Raw genomic sequence first — 14,841 nt, forward strand, 5'->3', positions numbered from 1 at the left:
GCGATGGATCAGGAAAGGAGGACGGACATGAACAGCACGAACAGACTGGCGCGGATCCTGGTATCACTGGCCCCTGTGCTCGCCGTCTGGACTTTCCTGGGTGTGGTTGGTGGGGCCATGGCCCAGGATCAGGCGCTGACCGAGGAGCAGGTCGCCGCGCGTTACGACGAGCAGTCCCTCCGGGTCAGTCTCTGGCTCGACAAGGATGCCGACCAGGTCTATCAGCGTGGTGAACCGCTGAAGGTCACGTTCCAGACCAACGAGGACGCCTATGCCGTGATCTACCACATCGACCCCGAGGGCTATGTGTCGGTGCTGTGGCCGACCACACGGTACAGCGATGGCTTCGTCTTCGGCGGCCACCAGTATCGATTGCCGTCCCGGGATGGCAATCGCCTGCGCGTCGGCGAACTCGAGGGCCTCGGCTATGTCCACGCCCTGGTCTCGCGCTATCCCTTCGATCTGCGCGATCTGGAGCTGAATTTCCACCACGAGAACGGCGGCCAGGACTTCGCCTATTACGTCGCTGGCGACCCCTTCCTGGCCATGAACGAGGTCAACTATGCCGTGACCGGGCTCGAGGATCCCGACGCCTACGCCGTGAGCAACTATGTAAGCTACTACGTCCATCGTCAGGTGGATCACCCGCGGTACCTCTGCTTCCAGTGCCACGACGAGGGTTACGACCCCTACGCTCAGAGCTGCACCGTGAGCATCCAATACGACTATGGCTGGGTGAACGAGTGGTGGGGGACCTACCAGTACTATCCGGTCTATTACTACCCCGTGTACTACTACGTGGATCCCTGGTGCGGCTCGCGCTGGGTGAACTACTGGTACCAGCCCTGGTACTGCTGGCCGCGTCCGATGCCCTATCACTGGCCTCACGGCTGCTATGACTGGCACCACTCGCCTTACTGGCATGGCGACAGCCACACCGCCCATCGCGAAGGGCGCGAGCGCTACACGCCACTGGACCGCAGCACCCTCGGCCGGGATCGCAACGAGTCCATGGTCCGCACCAAGAACGAGCTCGTGGTCGGCGACCTGCCCGGAGATGAACGGATCCGCGCCATGCGCACCAAGTCGGTGCTCGGGCGTGAGGGGGCCGCCAGCGTGGCGGCCGACCGCGACCGCCGGCTGTTGCCCGGTGGAGAGGCCAGCAACGTCTCGCCCTCCAGCCGCTCGCAACGATCCTACGATCCGGTGAGCCGCATCCGCACTTCGCCAGGGTTGCGGATTCCCGGCCAGGCCGTCGGTGGCGATGCGGTCAAGCAGCCGGTCGAGCGGACGGGCCGGACCCGGGTGCGGGATGACGGCCGGCCGCCCACACGGAGCGATTCCGATGCAGGCCGGACGACGATCCGCCCCGTCGAGCCCCGTGGAGACGGCGGCAGGGTCTGGACCAGCCGCCGCAGCAACACCAACACCGGTTCGCGCCGGACACCGCAGGCCAGTCCCACCAATCGGAACTCAGGATCCAGTCGTCCCGCCGTGCAGCCGCGTGAGCAGACCAGCAATCGTTCCACCGAGATCAAGCGCGGCAACACCGGATCCAGCAGTGGCCGGAGCAGCGGGAGCCAGAACAGGAACAGCGGCAGCTCGGTGGGCCGCCAGCCAAGCAAGCAGACGCCGACCAAGGCCACCCCGCCGCCGGCCACGCCCCGGAGCAACAGCTCGGGCGGGACCAAGAGCGGGAGCAAGGGTGGTCGCAGCTCGGGAGGTCGCCGTTAGACATCGCAGTGTGTTGGAGGCTTTTCCCCCCATCTTCCCGGCCGGAAGGTAATTCCGGATCCTCGCAGAAGGTTGGCAGCCAGAGGACGGGTGAAGGAAGGACACGGAAGGCCGGGGGCCACCAACACTGTGGAAGGGTCTCGGACGAAGCTGTTGTCGATCAGGGGTGGCAATGACGGAGTCCGGGACCCTTCCCAATTTCCAGGCCAGGCTGCGGGGTGCGATTGACCCGGGTCCGGCCCGAACCTATAATGCGCCGTCGTTCGCTGGTGGCGCCCCTTCAATCCCCTGGAAGGCCGACTTCATGTTCTCCTGGTCCCCCCGCATCCGACTCAGCCTTTGTCTGCTCAGCCTGCTTCTCGTGGCCCAGGTGTCGGCCGCCGAGGGCTGGGATCCCTGGCGATCGGCGCCGCCCGACAAGGCCCGCGACCAGGAGACGGCCCACGGGGCCGCTGCCCGCCTTCCCCATGCCTTCGCGCCGCTGCTGGCGGATGGCTCGACCTCGCTGCAGGCCCGTCGGCTGGCCGGCCTGCGGGCTCCGGACGCGCTCCAGGCCATCGCCATCATGGTCGATTTCGCCGACTCCTGCTTCTACGGACGCGAGGACGAGTTCCCCGGTCCGCTGCCCACCTCGACCCAGAGCGATTTCTACTATGCGGCGCACGACTCGCTCTACTACCACCACCTGCTGCGCGACGTCGCGGATTACTACGCCGCCACCAGCGGCGGCCGCTTCTCGCTGAACTACGTGGTCCACGGTCAGGTCGCGGGCCTGGATGTGGGCATGGGCTTCTATGGCGATCATCCGGAGGAGGGGGAGCAGCCCATCATCCTGGCACGCGATGCCATCGCCTTGCTCGACGCCACCGTCGATTTCTCGCTCTACGACACGGTTTTCCTGATCCACGCCGGCGCCGGCGAGGAGACCGATGTCCTGGACGATTCGCCCGAGCAGATCTACAGCACCTATCTCGGGCCGGAGGATTTCGCCCAGGCCGTGGAGGATTCGATCCTCGACCAGCCCTACATCCCCACCGCGGATTTCCCGGAGGGCGAGGGCGTTCGGCACGTGCTGATCCTGCCCGAGAACCAGTTCCAGGACGCCTTCGAGGGCTACAGCGGGTTCTACGGCAGCCTGGGCACCTACTGCTTCGAGGTGGGGCTCCGCCTCGGCATGCTCTCGCTCACCGACTTCACCCCCGCGGGCTCGCCGGACAGCCAGGGTATCGGCCAGTTCGGCCTCATGGGGTACGGCCTCTTCTCGGCGGGCGGCTTCGTGCCGCCCCAGCCCTGCGCCTTCAACAAGCAGCTCATGGGCTGGCTCGTTCCCCAGCCGGTGGACAGTGGTGCGGCGGACACCTGGGTCCTGCACCCCTCGGAATTTCCGACCCATCCCCGGGCGGCGGCGCGGGTGGATCTCACGGGCGCCGAGTACTACCTGCTCGAATACCGCCTCCAGGATCCCGACGGCAACCGCATCTTCAGCTTCACCGGCGACCGCAACGGCAACAACGTGCCCGACTTCTGGGATGCCAGCAATCCACCCACCCACGTCCCGGTCTGGGGTGAATTCTTCGACCCAGACGAGGATGAGCGCGAATGGTTCGACGGTGCCGAGTGGGATTTTTTCCTCAGCGACAACACCGCCCGCGAGGAAGGCGTCAAGGGCGCGGGCAGCGGGATCTACATCTGGCACATCGACGAGGGCGTGGTGCGCGATGCCTTCGGCCAGCGTCGCAACCTCTTCAACGCCGACCCGCAGCGCAAGTCGGTGGACCTGGAGGAGGCCGACGGGATCCAGGATCTGGATACCCGTGAGCCTTCGGCCTGGTGGCTGGGCGGCGACGACGACAGCTACCGCGGCGAGGACAACGACACCTTCGGACCAGACAGCCGGCCCGATACGCGGACCAACGGCGGCCTGCGCACCGGGATCCTCATCGATGCCATCAGCAGCGTGGTGGTGGATTCGTCCCATACCTTCAATCCCGGCGCGGAGGACGAGTATGTCGGCATCCTCTACGCCGACACCCTGACCTTCCGCTGTTCGCTGGAGGATGAGGGTGCCCTCGTACCCATGGCCTCCCGCGACCTGCCCGGCGTGGATCTGACCGGTGGCCATCTGCTCGCCGCCGACCTGGCCGCCGGGACCGACGATGCCCTGGTGTATGTGGCGGCGGCGGATTCGGGGCGCATCTTCGCGTTCGATGCGTCGCTCGCCGAGTGGGTCGATCACGATGGCGACTCCGACACCTTCGCCCCGCTCGCTGTGGGGACCGACGATCTGGGGCAGCCGGTGGAGTGGCTCCTGCCGGCCTGCGCCGGCCAGCTCGCCACCGATGACGCCGGCCTGGAGATCGTGGTGGCGGCGCCGGCGGGGGTCTATGCCTTCCGTAGCGATGGCACGCCGCTCGCGACCGGCCCCGGGGGAACCAGCTCTGGCCTGATCGCCGACCTGCCGGTGACCTCCGCGGCCATCCTGTTGCCACGCCATGGTGGGAGCGGCCCGGAGAGCGAGGTCCTGGTCTGCGTGGGCACGACGGCGCCGGATGTGGATGGCGCACCCACCGTGCTGCGCTTCCTCGACGCGGCGGGCGACGAGGCCCGCGCCGCGGTGAGCCTCGATGGCTGGCTGAGCTCCAATCCCGTGCGCTACGAGAACATCCTGTATTGCGCAGTGGTCGCTCCCGATGCCACCGGGATCCTGCAGGCCGTGTCCTGGCCCGAGAGCGGTGATCCGGAGAGCCTCTGGACGGTGGCCTTGGATCTCGTACCCGGAACCCATCCACCGCTGGTCTCGGCGGAGGCGGTGCTGGTGACCGCGGCCGACGGCCACGGCCAGACCGTGCTGGTTGCGGGCGGTTCGCCGGCCGTGCAGCCGCTCTGGGACGCCAGCGTGGTGGTGGAAACGCCGCTCGGCGCGGGGGGCGTCTTCGTGGGCGACGGCCGGCTGGGCCGGATCGGCGACGAGGGGGCCTGGATGCTCGGCTGGCCGCGGCGCCCGCTGCCCGAGATCCGATCGCCCCAGGCGCAACCGTTGGCCCTCGGACCGGCGGATCAGCCTGCCGGCTTCCTCTTCACAAGCCGTGACGGCCGCCTCTTCCTGACCGATGCCGCGGGGCAGATCGAGCCGGGCTGGCCAAAGGCCGGGCCGGCCGATGTGGCGGCCACACCGGTGTTGGCCGGACAGGAAATCGCCGGCGGCGAGGCCAGCCTGACGCTGGTCGTGGCCGGGACGACGCCGGAGCTCGCCGGGGTCGATGCGCAGGATGAGCTGCTGCTGACGCGCCCGGTGGCCCGTCTGCGGACCTACGGCCTGACGCTGCCCGCCGCTTATCTTCCCGATCCGCTTCAGGCCATGTACGGCGGCGGACCCTGGCGCGGTCTCGGGGTCCGGACCTTGCTGATCGATTCCCAGGACCAGGTCCCGCTGGCGACGACGCACGTCTGTTATCCCCAGCCTCTGACGACCGAGATCCTGACCGTCCGCGGCCGGACCGACACCGATGGCTTCGCCAGGGCCGTGATCTACAACCTCCAGGGGGAGACCGTGCGCACCACCGATCGCGTGGCCGTACGGGCCGGATCGCCCTTCGATCTGGTGATCGATATGCAGGGGGTGGCCTCGGGCCTCTACCTGTGCAAGCTGGAAGCTGGTGGCCAGACCAGCATCAAGACCATCGCTGTGGCGCAGTAGCCACGGACAGCCGGGTGCCCTGGTGCTTGCCGCCACGGCACTCAAGAGCTACAGTCAGGGACCGAACTAGGGGGGCCGGCCACGAACGACCGGCCGGCCGCGAGAGGAAAGGGTACCCATGCGGAACAAGACCATCATCGCGGGCGTCGGGCTGCTCTGCTTCGCCGCTCTCATCGTGCCGAACATCGCCAGCGCCGGCGGCACGCCCGGAGACGCCGGCCTGCTCTTCCTGCGCATGGGCATGGGCACGCGCGAAGCGGCCATGGGCGGCTCGGGCGTGGCCAGCACCGAGGGCGCGGCCGCGGCCTACTGGAATCCCTCGCGCCTGGCCTTCTCCGGCCAGGGCACCGAGGTCCTGCTCCAGAACCAGACCTGGCTGAAGACCCTGGACTACACGGCCGCCAGCTTGACCCACCATGGCGATTTCGGGGTCCTGGGCCTGACCTTCGCGGGCCTGTTCTCCGACCGCCTCGATCGCCAGGGCGTCGACCAGGTGGGCATTCCCGAGGGCACCTTCCAGTACTACGATCTGAGCATCGGCGCCAGCTACTCGCGGCGGCTGGGCGAGGAGATCGCCCTGGGCGCCCAGGTGAAGTGGGTGTACGAGAAGATCGATATCTACAGCGGCTCCATGGCACTGTTCGACCTCTTCGGCACCTGGAATCTGCGCCATCTGCCGGGCTTCTCGCTCGGAGTCAGCGCCACCAACCTGGGCGGCCAGATGACCGTCAACGAGGAGCCCTTCGATCCCGCCAAAGCGGTGACCGTGGGCGTGGCCTGGGCGCCCGTCTCGGGTAAGCTGGCCGACCGGCTGACCCTGACCGGCGATGTAGGCTTCTACAACGACGGCAACGAGAAGGCGCACTTGGGCGGCGAGGTCAAGGTGGTGCCCGAGCTGGCGCTGCGTCTGGGCTACAAGGTCAATTACGACAACCAGGGCTTCACCGCCGGCGCCGGGTTCCGCTACCGCACCGTGGGCCTCGGTTATGCTTTCGAGGACGTGACCGATTCCGCGCTGGATCCGGGGCACCGGTTCTCGCTGGAGTTCTTCTTCTAGGTCCGAGACGATGCGATCACGGGCGAACCGGCAGCGCCGGTTCGCCCGTGGCCGTCTCCTCGCCACGGTGATGTTCGAACGCTTCCCCGCGCCATAGCCCGTAGTAGAGAGGATCGAGCCAGCCGCCCAGGGTGGTCAGGCGGCGGCCGCGCGCCTCGGCCGTGAAGGCATGGTGGACATGCCCCATGACCAGGTGGTCCCATCCGGCGTCCTGGTGACGGGAAAGCCAGCGGCGCGCCTTGGCCTCGATTCCCGCCACCTCGTCGCGGTTGCTATGCCGGCTGTGCCCGCTGAGCCAGCTGCTGAAGGCGAACAGCGCCTCGGGGTGCATCGCCTTGCCCAGCCACACACCGGCCGGATGGCGGACCACGGTCCGGAAGGCCTTGTAGAGGAGATCGCGACCGAGCAGGCCGTCGCCATGGATGCAGCGGACCTTCTGGCCGTCGAGTTCCAGGGTCAGGGGCCCGCCCGCAGGGTCGGAGCCGTAGCGTTCGTGGAGGTACCGGGCGGCCCAGATGTCGTGGTTGCCGCCGATGAAATGGATCCGGGAACCGCGGTCGCGGACCCGATCCAGGGCGGCCAGGAGCGGGTCATAGCCCTTCATGGCGAAGTGGGGATAGTCGAACCAGAAGTCGAAGATATCCCCGAGCAGGACGACTTCTGGAATTCCGGCCCAGTGGTCGAGCAGGGCCAGGAAGAGGTCGAGCCGACGGTTCTCCGCCGGTCCGCGCTTGACGTGGAAGTGGCTGTCGGCTAGGAACAAGGCCCGGGCCGATGCGTCATTCAGGTTGCTATTCATGGTCCCCAATTTGTAGGTTAGGGCTCCAGCAAGGGCAACCCCAAACCTGGACCCGGACGAGAGAGGTCGTCATGTCGATCATGGACCAGGTCAAGAAAAACCTCCGCGAATGGTACTCGCTGGCCGCCGACCGGACCGGCGAGATGGCCAAGATCAGTGTGCGCATGTACGACAAGTACGGCATCAGCCGCGAGATCGAGCGCCAGCTCTCCGAACTCGGCAGCTACATATACCACGCCGTGGAGGAGGGCCGCACCGATTTCGCCGGCGATCAGGAGTTCCAGGCCTGGATCGATCGGGTGCGGACCCTGGAGATCGATCTCGCCGCCAAGGTCGAGGAGATCGACGACATCCGTGTGGCCAGGCAGCAGAAGCAGGCCTCCCGGGAGCGCTCCGAGGAGGAGGGAGTCGGGGCTGGAGAGCCCCTGCAGGCGGAGGAAGCGCAGGAGGGCGCGTCGGCGGAGAAGGCGCCTTTCCCGCCATCTGCCGAGCCTGCGAGCAGCTCCGAGACAGCCGCGGAGGTCCCCTCCGAGGATTCTGAGAACGACCGGCAACGTGATTGATATTCTCTTTAAGAACGGTTGACACCAAATCTGTACTCGGCTATGCTGGGATTGTCCCTGCTGAGGCGAATCCCCTGCCCGCCTCGATCCTGTCCGGATGTCCCCCCACATAACCTGGAAGAAGTGTCGCATGCGTGTGCGTTCGTGCAGCATATCCTGCCCGCATCCGGGAAGATCTCCAGTCTTCCTGGCGGCACTCTCTGTCCTGCTCCTGGCCATGTCGCTGGGGCCAAGAATCGTTCATGCGGCTCCCGTGCAGGTCAACGTGGATGCGCCTCCCTCGCCCTTCACCGCCGTGGGGGCCGCCGTCCGACCCGCCGTGGTCTCGATCCGGATCATCAAGGCCGTGGGCACCGGTGGGGTCGACCGGACGCCGCTGCAGGAGATGTACCGGCAGTTCTTCCCCGACCGGGAGGGTGAAGGCGGCCGCTTCGAGAATCCGGGAACCGGTTCGGGTTTCGTGGTCGACCCCGGAGGCGAAGTCCTCACCAACCACCATGTCATCTCGGGTGCGGATCGCATCTTCGTCCGTTTCGCGGGCGAAGGACGGGAATACCCCGCCGAGCTGGTGGGCGCGGATCCCCTCACGGATCTGGCCCTGCTCCGCTTCGATCCTGCGGACCGGGACCTGGCCTACCTCGAATTCGGCGACAGCGAGGCCTTGCAGGTCGGCGACTGGGTCATCGCCATCGGCAATCCCTTCGGCAATCTCGAGGGCTCCATGACCGTGGGCATTCTCAGCGCCAAGGGTCGGGGGAACCTGAACATCCAGGGCCTGACGCCACGCTATCAGGATTTCCTGCAAACAGACGCCAGTATCAATTTCGGGAACAGCGGCGGTCCTCTGGTGGATATTCACGGGCGGGTCATCGGCGTCAATACGGCCATCAACACCGTGGGGCAAGGTATCGGTTTCGCGGTGCCGAGCCGGATGGTGCGCTACATCCACGACCAGCTGGCGCAGCACGGCCGGGTCATTCGCGGCTGGCTCGGAGCATCCGCCAAGCAAGGCGATGGACCCGCGGCGGTGGTCCTGGATGACGTGGTGCCCGGCTCCCCCGCCGCCGCAGCCGGCCTCCAGCCCGGCGATGTCGTGCTTCGGTTCGCCGACCAGGAGGTCACCAGCAGCCGACAATTCCAGTTCCTGGTGGCCGAGACTCCAGTCGGTGAGCCCGTGTCCTGTCGGGTGGACCGTCAGGGACGCCGGCTGGATCTGAGCGTCTCCCTGACCGAACTCGATCCCAAGCTCCTGGACAAGGCCTCTGGCGGAGCCTGGCTCGGTCTCGAGGTCGCAGAATTGGCTGGAACCGATCCCCGGGTCGAGCGGTTAAAGGAAACCTTAGGCATCCGGTCTGCCGACGGCCTCGTGGTCGTGGCAGTTGAGGCCGGGCGTCCTGGCGCGGAGGCCGGTCTCCGCCCTGGTGATGTCCTGGTCGCCATAGAAGACAGGGAGCTTCCTGACCTGTCGGCCTGGCAGGCGGCACGCGCCGCCCTGGGCGGGCAACGGGAATCCCTGAACCTGCTGGTCCGGACGGGGGCGAACGAACGGTTCGTCCAGGTGACGCCTCGTGAAGCAGGAACCCTGCAATGAGCGTGACCAATGATTCCGGAGCGGCGACGCCCCACGCAGCTGGGAGAGAGAGCCATGGCCAGCCGTCGCAACATGTTTCCGGCCACTCACGAGAAGGGGCTGGAAGTCTATTTTCGCGATATCAACCGCTACCCCTTGCTGAGCCGGGAGGAGGAAGCGGCGCTAGCTGTCCGCATCCACCAGGACGATGAGGAAGCCCTGCGGCATCTCGTCAGGGCCAACCTGCGGTTCGTGGTCTCGGTGGCCAAGCGGTATTCGGGCCAGGGATTGCAGTTGTCCGACCTCATCAACGAGGGCAACCTGGGGCTCCTGAAGGCGGCCAGCCGCTTCGACGAGACCCGGGGCTATCGGTTCATTTCATATGCGGTCTGGTGGATCAGGCAGGCCATCATGCAGGCGTTGCTCGACAAGTCGCGCACCGTCCGGCTGCCCCAGAACCAGACGGCCCTGCTCATCAAGATCAACCGGACCAGGGCGGCCCTGCAATCCGAGGGCGTGATCAACCCCGACCCGGGTCAGATCGCCCAGCGCCTGGAGGTGGAGGAGGGCGACGTCCGCCACGCCATGGCCAGTGATCGCGTGGAACTGGGGCTGGATGACCTGGGGACCGATGGCGACGACCGTCCACTCGGCGAGACCCTTGCCGACGACAACCAGTCGCCGCCGGACTATGACGTCCTCATGCGTGGCCTGCGGGATGATGTGCGCCGAGCCCTCTCCGTGCTGAGCAAGCGCGAGGCCGAGGTCATCATCCAGTATTTCGGCCTGAGCTTCGAGGATGCCCAGACCCTGCAGACCATCGGTCAGCGCATGGGCTTGACCCGCGAGCGGATCCGCCAGATCAAGGAACGGGCCCTCGCCAAGATGCGTGGGTCGGTGGGGCACGAGTTGCTCTTCGATTACTACCAGGGCGGCCTCTAGGCCCGTCCGGTGCACGAGGTGGTCCAGGATCGCCGCCGGCCCTCGCGAGGGTCGGCGGTGGTTCATATGGCGTACTTCTTGCTCCCTGCGTATCGTAGCATCCCATGCGTCGCGGTCTGCACGCACCCTCCTGGGTGGTTGACAGATGCAGCCCGAATGACCATGCTGGGCAATACCCACGGACCGGTGAGGAGTGCCGGCCTATGCGACAGGATGCCGAATGAAGCTGCAAAAGCACTATTCCTTCCTCTTCTTGCCCGAGAACGACGGCCGGACCCGTGAATTGAGGGTACCGCGCTGGTCGATCCTCGCGGCGGTTGGCTTGGTCGTGCTGTTGCTGCTCATGGCCGGCTTGTGGGTGGTGGATTACTCGGTGGGGGCCGCCTGGCGGCCTGGCGGATCCCCGCTGGCCAGCGAGAACCAGCGCTTGCATTTGGAGGTGGATCGTTTCGAGACCCGCGTCGCCTCGATGCAGCAGGATCTCGACGCGGTGTTCGAGTACCAGCAGCTGGTGGCGGCGGCGGTGGATGTCGAGCCCCTGGACCCGGAGACCCGCGCCGGCGGTATCGGTGGTCGCGAGCCGCTTCAGGTCATGGCGGAGATTCCCGGCCTGACCCCCGAACCGGATTTGCAGAGCCTGCTGCGGCAGGCCCGGATCCAGCGTCAGGGCATGGCGGCGCTGCTGGACACCCTGGCCAGCCGCCACGAGGTCCGTGATCATCTGCCCTCGATCCGCCCTTGCGACATCGGCTGGCTCAGCTCGCGCTACGGCATGCGCCAGGACCCCTTCACCTCGAAGCAGACCTTCCATCGCGGCATCGATTTCAGCCTGCCGGTGGGGACGCCCGTCCGGGTGACCGCCGACGGCGTGGTCGTGTCGGTGGAGAAGCAGCGCGGACTCGGGCGCCTGGTCAAGGTCGACCACGGTGGCGGCCTGGTCACCGTCTACGCCCATCTCCAGGAAGCAACGGTCAAGAAGGGGCAGGCCGTTGCGCGCGGCGACATCATCGCGCTGACGGGCAATTCGGGTCGTTCCACCGGACCTCATCTACATTACGAGGTGCGGGTGGGGAACCGGCCGGTCAACCCGCTCACCTACATTCTCGATACTTACGCGGACCAACACTGAACCGCCGGCGACGCTTGGCAGCCTCCAGGGCCTGTGCTAGGGTCCTCTGCGTCCGGTGGAAGGACCCATCGGCTCAGCGATGAGGATCGCCTACGGCATGCGATGGACCCAATCGAGTCACCCGGATCGCATCCGGATCCAGCCCGCAGATCTGGCCTTCAGTGCCGTTTTGCTGCTCGGCGTCTTGGCCGTGCCGGCCGAGGGTCTTGAGGTGGTGGGCTTGCGCTGGTTCTCGGCGCCGGATCACACACGGGTCGTGCTGGATCTGGACGGTCCCGGCCATTACCAGGTAAGGACGGTCGCCGATCCGCCCCGCCTGGCCGTGGATGTGGCCGCCGCCAGCTTTCTCGCCACGGATCCCGTGGCCATCGCCGATGGTCTGGTCCAGGGTCTGCGCCGCAATGCGCTGCGCACCAAGGCCCAGGTGGTCATCGATCTGGAGCAGGCCGCGGAGTTCCGTCACTTCGCCTTGCCGGCTGCCGAGGGCCGACCCCACCGGGTGGTGGTGGATGTCCTGAGGGCCCCGGAGCAGGCCAAACCAGCTCCCGAGCGGAACTCGGTGCCGGGCACGTCCATCCGTGTGATCATCGATCCCGGCCATGGTGGCCTCGATCCGGGTGCGGTGCGAGGTTCCAGCCAGGAAAAGGATATCGTCCTGGACGTGAGCCTCCGCTTGCGTGATATCTTGAACGCGACGCCAGGACACGAGGCGATCCTGACACGCGACCGCGACTGGTACCCCAGCCTGGCCGACAGGATCACCACGGCCAGCGCCCAGGATGGCGACCTGTTCGTCTCCATCCATTGCAATACTCACCGCCGGTCCTCGGTGCGGGGAATGGAGGTCTACTTCCTGTCATTGCAGGGAGCCACCGACCGCGAGGCCCAGGAACTGGCGGACAAGGAGAACGCGGCCGACCTCGTGGGCCTGGCTCCGGGTGTCGACCACGATGATGCCGTGGTTTCCATCCTGATGGACCTGCACATGACCAGGGTGCTGCACCGGTCCAGCCGGCTGGCCGAGGAGATCCTGGCGGCCACGGCCGAACGGGGTCTGGCCACCCGCCGGGTCAAGCAGGCACGGTTCCAGGTGTTGAGGTCGCTGGCCATGCCCTCGGCGCTGGTGGAACTGGCCTACCTGACCAACCGGGAAGACCGCAGCCTGTTGCTCAGCGCCGATGGCCGCCAGCAACTGGCCCAGGCCGTGGCCGACGGCCTGCTGGCGTATCTTGGCGACGGGGGTCCCGTGGTGGTCGCGGAACCCGACTGGTCGCGGCATTACAAGGTGCAGCGGGGCGACAATCTCTGGCGTCTGGCCCAGCGCCACGGAACGACGGTGCTCGCGATCCGGGAGCGCAACAATCTGCGCAGCGATCGGATCCGGGCGGGGCAATACCTGAGCTTACCCGAGGGACGGCCTGGATCGTGAAGAACCTGTTCCTGAAAATCGTCTGTGTCCTGGTGGCCATCGTGACCTGGATCCTGGTCGCGGCCACAACCATGGTCGAAGAGGATCTGCGCCTGCCCATGGTCGTGGTCGGTCTGGGCGAGGGCATGACCGTGGCCGGGAGCACCTTGCCCGACATGGCTGCGGTGCGCCTGAGGGCGCCCAAGCTCTCGGTCATGGCGCACCGCTATCTGGGCGTTTCCCTCGGTCAGGTGCAGCTGAACCTGGCCGATGCCGTTCCCGGCGCGCCCCGCCTCTTCGAGCTGAAGGAGGCCGATGTCCGGACCGAGGCCGAGGTGGTGAGCCTGCTGCCGCCCGTGCGCCTGCCGCTGCGCCTGGACTGGCAGGACACCAAGCGGTTGCCGGTGAAGGTGCCGCTGCAGGGCCAATTGCCCATGGACCACATGCTGGGTGGACCGGTCACCGTGGTGCCCGACAGCGTCGATGTCACCGGTCCCCGGCGCTTCTTCGCGGGGCTCGATTCGCTGGTGACCGAGCCCGTGGACCTGACGATCCTGCAGCAGTCGCTGGTGAAGGATCTGCCGCTGGTGCGCCCTCCGGCGCCCCTGGAGGCCAGGGCCACGTCGGTCGCGGTCACCGTGCCGGTCGTCATGCTCGAGGAACGCATCCTGGCCAACATCCCGGTGATCGCGCTGGCGGAGACTCACCTGGGCGAGACCGGTGTTTCGCCCCCGGTGTGCGACGTGCTCGTGCGTGGTCCCGCCGACTCGGTGAGCGCGCTCTCGCCGACCAGGCTCACGGTGACGGTGGCCCTGGGCGGGCTCGGACCGGGGGTCCATCAGGTGCCTGGTTTCGCTCACCATCCCGACTGGGTCACCTCGGTCCAGCTGGAGCCCGCCATCTTCATGGTGATCATCGGCGAGGCCCCGGACGCGGAGGAAGGCCCTTGAGCGATCCGTCGCGACGGCTTCCCTATGCTGCCCGGTTCTCGGCCCTGGTGCTGCTGCTGTTGACCGCGGGGGCGCTTTTCTGGCCACAAGAACCCGCGCAACGTGGCGATGGCTACTTGCTGGTCCTCGACCCGGCGGCGAATGCCCACCGGCGCGATGTGTACGCGCAGCTCGTCGACTACCTCGGACAGGAGGCCCGGATCGACCTGCAGCTCCTGGTCGTGGCCGACCGTGCCGGGTTCGACGCCGGTCTGGCCGAGGCCCTGGTTATCCTGACCGCCGATGGCCCCGGCTTGACCCTGCCTGCGGCGGCCTGGCAGCCGCTGGCAGCCGGACGGCGGCGAGTGCCCTGGAACCTGCGGCCAGCCTCGATCCAGCTCAGCCGCGTCGGAGCCCAGGGGGCCGAGACCCCCTGGCGGGCGGTCCCTGGACGCACGGCTTTCGGCGACTCGCTCTCCCTGGTGTGTCTGGCACCGCTCTGCGCCGGGCATCAGGTCTCGCCGCTTCCGACCGGAGTGGCCTGGGGGCGCGATCCTTTCGACCACGGGGCCATCCTGGCGGCCGCCGGCTTTGGCGCGTTCGATCACGTGGTGGTGCGGCAGTGGGATGCCCAGGCGGCTCTCGCCGACGGTCGTCTCGATCCGGCCGAGTGGCATTTGAAGACGCTCAGTGAGCCGCTGCCCGACGTGGTGCTCCTGGCCTCACGGCGCTTGTCCCGGGCTGTCCGCATCGACCTGCAGCAGGCCCTGACCGTGCTCGGTCGCGAGCCGGACGGCACCACCGCCGAGCACCGCCGCCTGGCGACGGGGTTGGCGCTGGTGGGACTCGATGGATTCAACCTGCTGCTGGGACCGGATCTCGATCGTCTGCGCCGTCAGCTAGGCCCCTGCTGGCCCCGGTCCCGCGATTGACCCATATTATGCCGCCCGGGCCCGAGGTGGCCCGGTGGGCGGTGGCTGTGCTAGGCTGCGGCCCCGGTATGCTCGCTGGCA

General features: G+C 67.3%; 11 protein-coding genes. 10 read left to right on the plus strand and 1 reads right to left on the minus strand.

Annotated elements, in window-relative coordinates; genetic code table 11:
• The first annotated feature begins 27 nt into the window (after positions 1-27).
• From IFSED24_RS03235 to IFSED24_RS03245, 3 genes are all read left to right on the plus strand, one after another.
• The gene (locus tag IFSED24_RS03235) at positions 28-1,734 is read left to right on the plus strand and encodes a DUF4384 domain-containing protein (RefSeq protein ID WP_491333784.1); all 1,707 of its coding nucleotides are present in this window, start codon (positions 28-30) and stop codon (positions 1,732-1,734) included.
• 304 nt (positions 1,735-2,038) lie between these two features.
• On the plus strand, positions 2,039-5,431 hold the full coding sequence (locus IFSED24_RS03240; RefSeq protein ID WP_491333785.1) for a T9SS type A sorting domain-containing protein: 3,393 nt from the start codon (positions 2,039-2,041) through the stop codon (positions 5,429-5,431).
• Between the two features lie 118 nt (positions 5,432-5,549).
• Positions 5,550-6,488 (plus strand): PorV/PorQ family protein, encoded by a 939-nt coding sequence (locus IFSED24_RS03245; RefSeq protein ID WP_491333786.1) that lies wholly within the window; start codon positions 5,550-5,552, stop codon positions 6,486-6,488.
• 16 nt (positions 6,489-6,504) lie between these two features.
• Here the strand turns inward: IFSED24_RS03245 and IFSED24_RS03250 are convergent, their stop codons facing one another.
• Positions 6,505-7,287 (minus strand): UDP-2,3-diacylglucosamine diphosphatase, encoded by a 783-nt coding sequence (locus IFSED24_RS03250; RefSeq protein WP_491333787.1) that lies wholly within the window; start codon positions 7,285-7,287, stop codon positions 6,505-6,507.
• Positions 7,288-7,358: 71 nt separating this feature from the next.
• On the opposite strand from IFSED24_RS03250, the gene IFSED24_RS03255 reads away from it, so the two are divergent.
• The 7 genes from IFSED24_RS03255 to IFSED24_RS03285 all read left to right on the plus strand — a co-directional run bounded on the left by IFSED24_RS03255 (position 7,359) and on the right by IFSED24_RS03285 (position 14,760).
• On the plus strand, positions 7,359-7,850 hold the full coding sequence (locus tag IFSED24_RS03255) for a hypothetical protein (protein WP_491333788.1): 492 nt from the start codon (positions 7,359-7,361) through the stop codon (positions 7,848-7,850).
• A gap of 385 nt (positions 7,851-8,235) precedes the next feature.
• Complete coding sequence (locus IFSED24_RS03260; protein ID WP_491333789.1) at positions 8,236-9,441, plus strand: trypsin-like peptidase domain-containing protein; 1,206 nt, start codon at positions 8,236-8,238, stop codon at positions 9,439-9,441.
• 54 nt (positions 9,442-9,495) lie between these two features.
• Positions 9,496-10,362 carry a sigma-70 family RNA polymerase sigma factor gene (locus IFSED24_RS03265; RefSeq protein WP_491333790.1) on the plus strand — a complete coding sequence of 289 codons (867 nt, stop codon included), beginning with the start codon at positions 9,496-9,498 and terminating at the stop codon, positions 10,360-10,362.
• A 220-nt stretch (positions 10,363-10,582) separates the two neighbouring features.
• Entirely contained in the window at positions 10,583-11,491 is a 909-nt protein-coding gene (locus tag IFSED24_RS03270; RefSeq protein WP_491333791.1) for a M23 family metallopeptidase, read from the plus strand.
• 97 nt (positions 11,492-11,588) lie between these two features.
• Positions 11,589-12,920, plus strand: coding sequence for an N-acetylmuramoyl-L-alanine amidase (locus IFSED24_RS03275; protein WP_491333792.1), 1,332 nt, complete (start codon positions 11,589-11,591; stop codon positions 12,918-12,920).
• Positions 12,917-13,849 carry a CdaR family protein gene (locus IFSED24_RS03280; protein WP_491333793.1) on the plus strand — a complete coding sequence of 311 codons (933 nt, stop codon included), beginning with the start codon at positions 12,917-12,919 and terminating at the stop codon, positions 13,847-13,849. Before IFSED24_RS03275 ends, IFSED24_RS03280 begins: the two co-directional genes overlap by 4 nt.
• Positions 13,846-14,760 carry a substrate-binding domain-containing protein gene (locus tag IFSED24_RS03285; protein WP_491333794.1) on the plus strand — a complete coding sequence of 305 codons (915 nt, stop codon included), beginning with the start codon at positions 13,846-13,848 and terminating at the stop codon, positions 14,758-14,760. The genes IFSED24_RS03280 and IFSED24_RS03285 overlap by 4 nt, the downstream gene beginning before the upstream one ends.
• Positions 14,761-14,841: the final 81 nt, after the last annotated feature.

The sequence above is a fragment of the Candidatus Latescibacter sp. IFSED24 genome, from assembly GCF_058273205.1.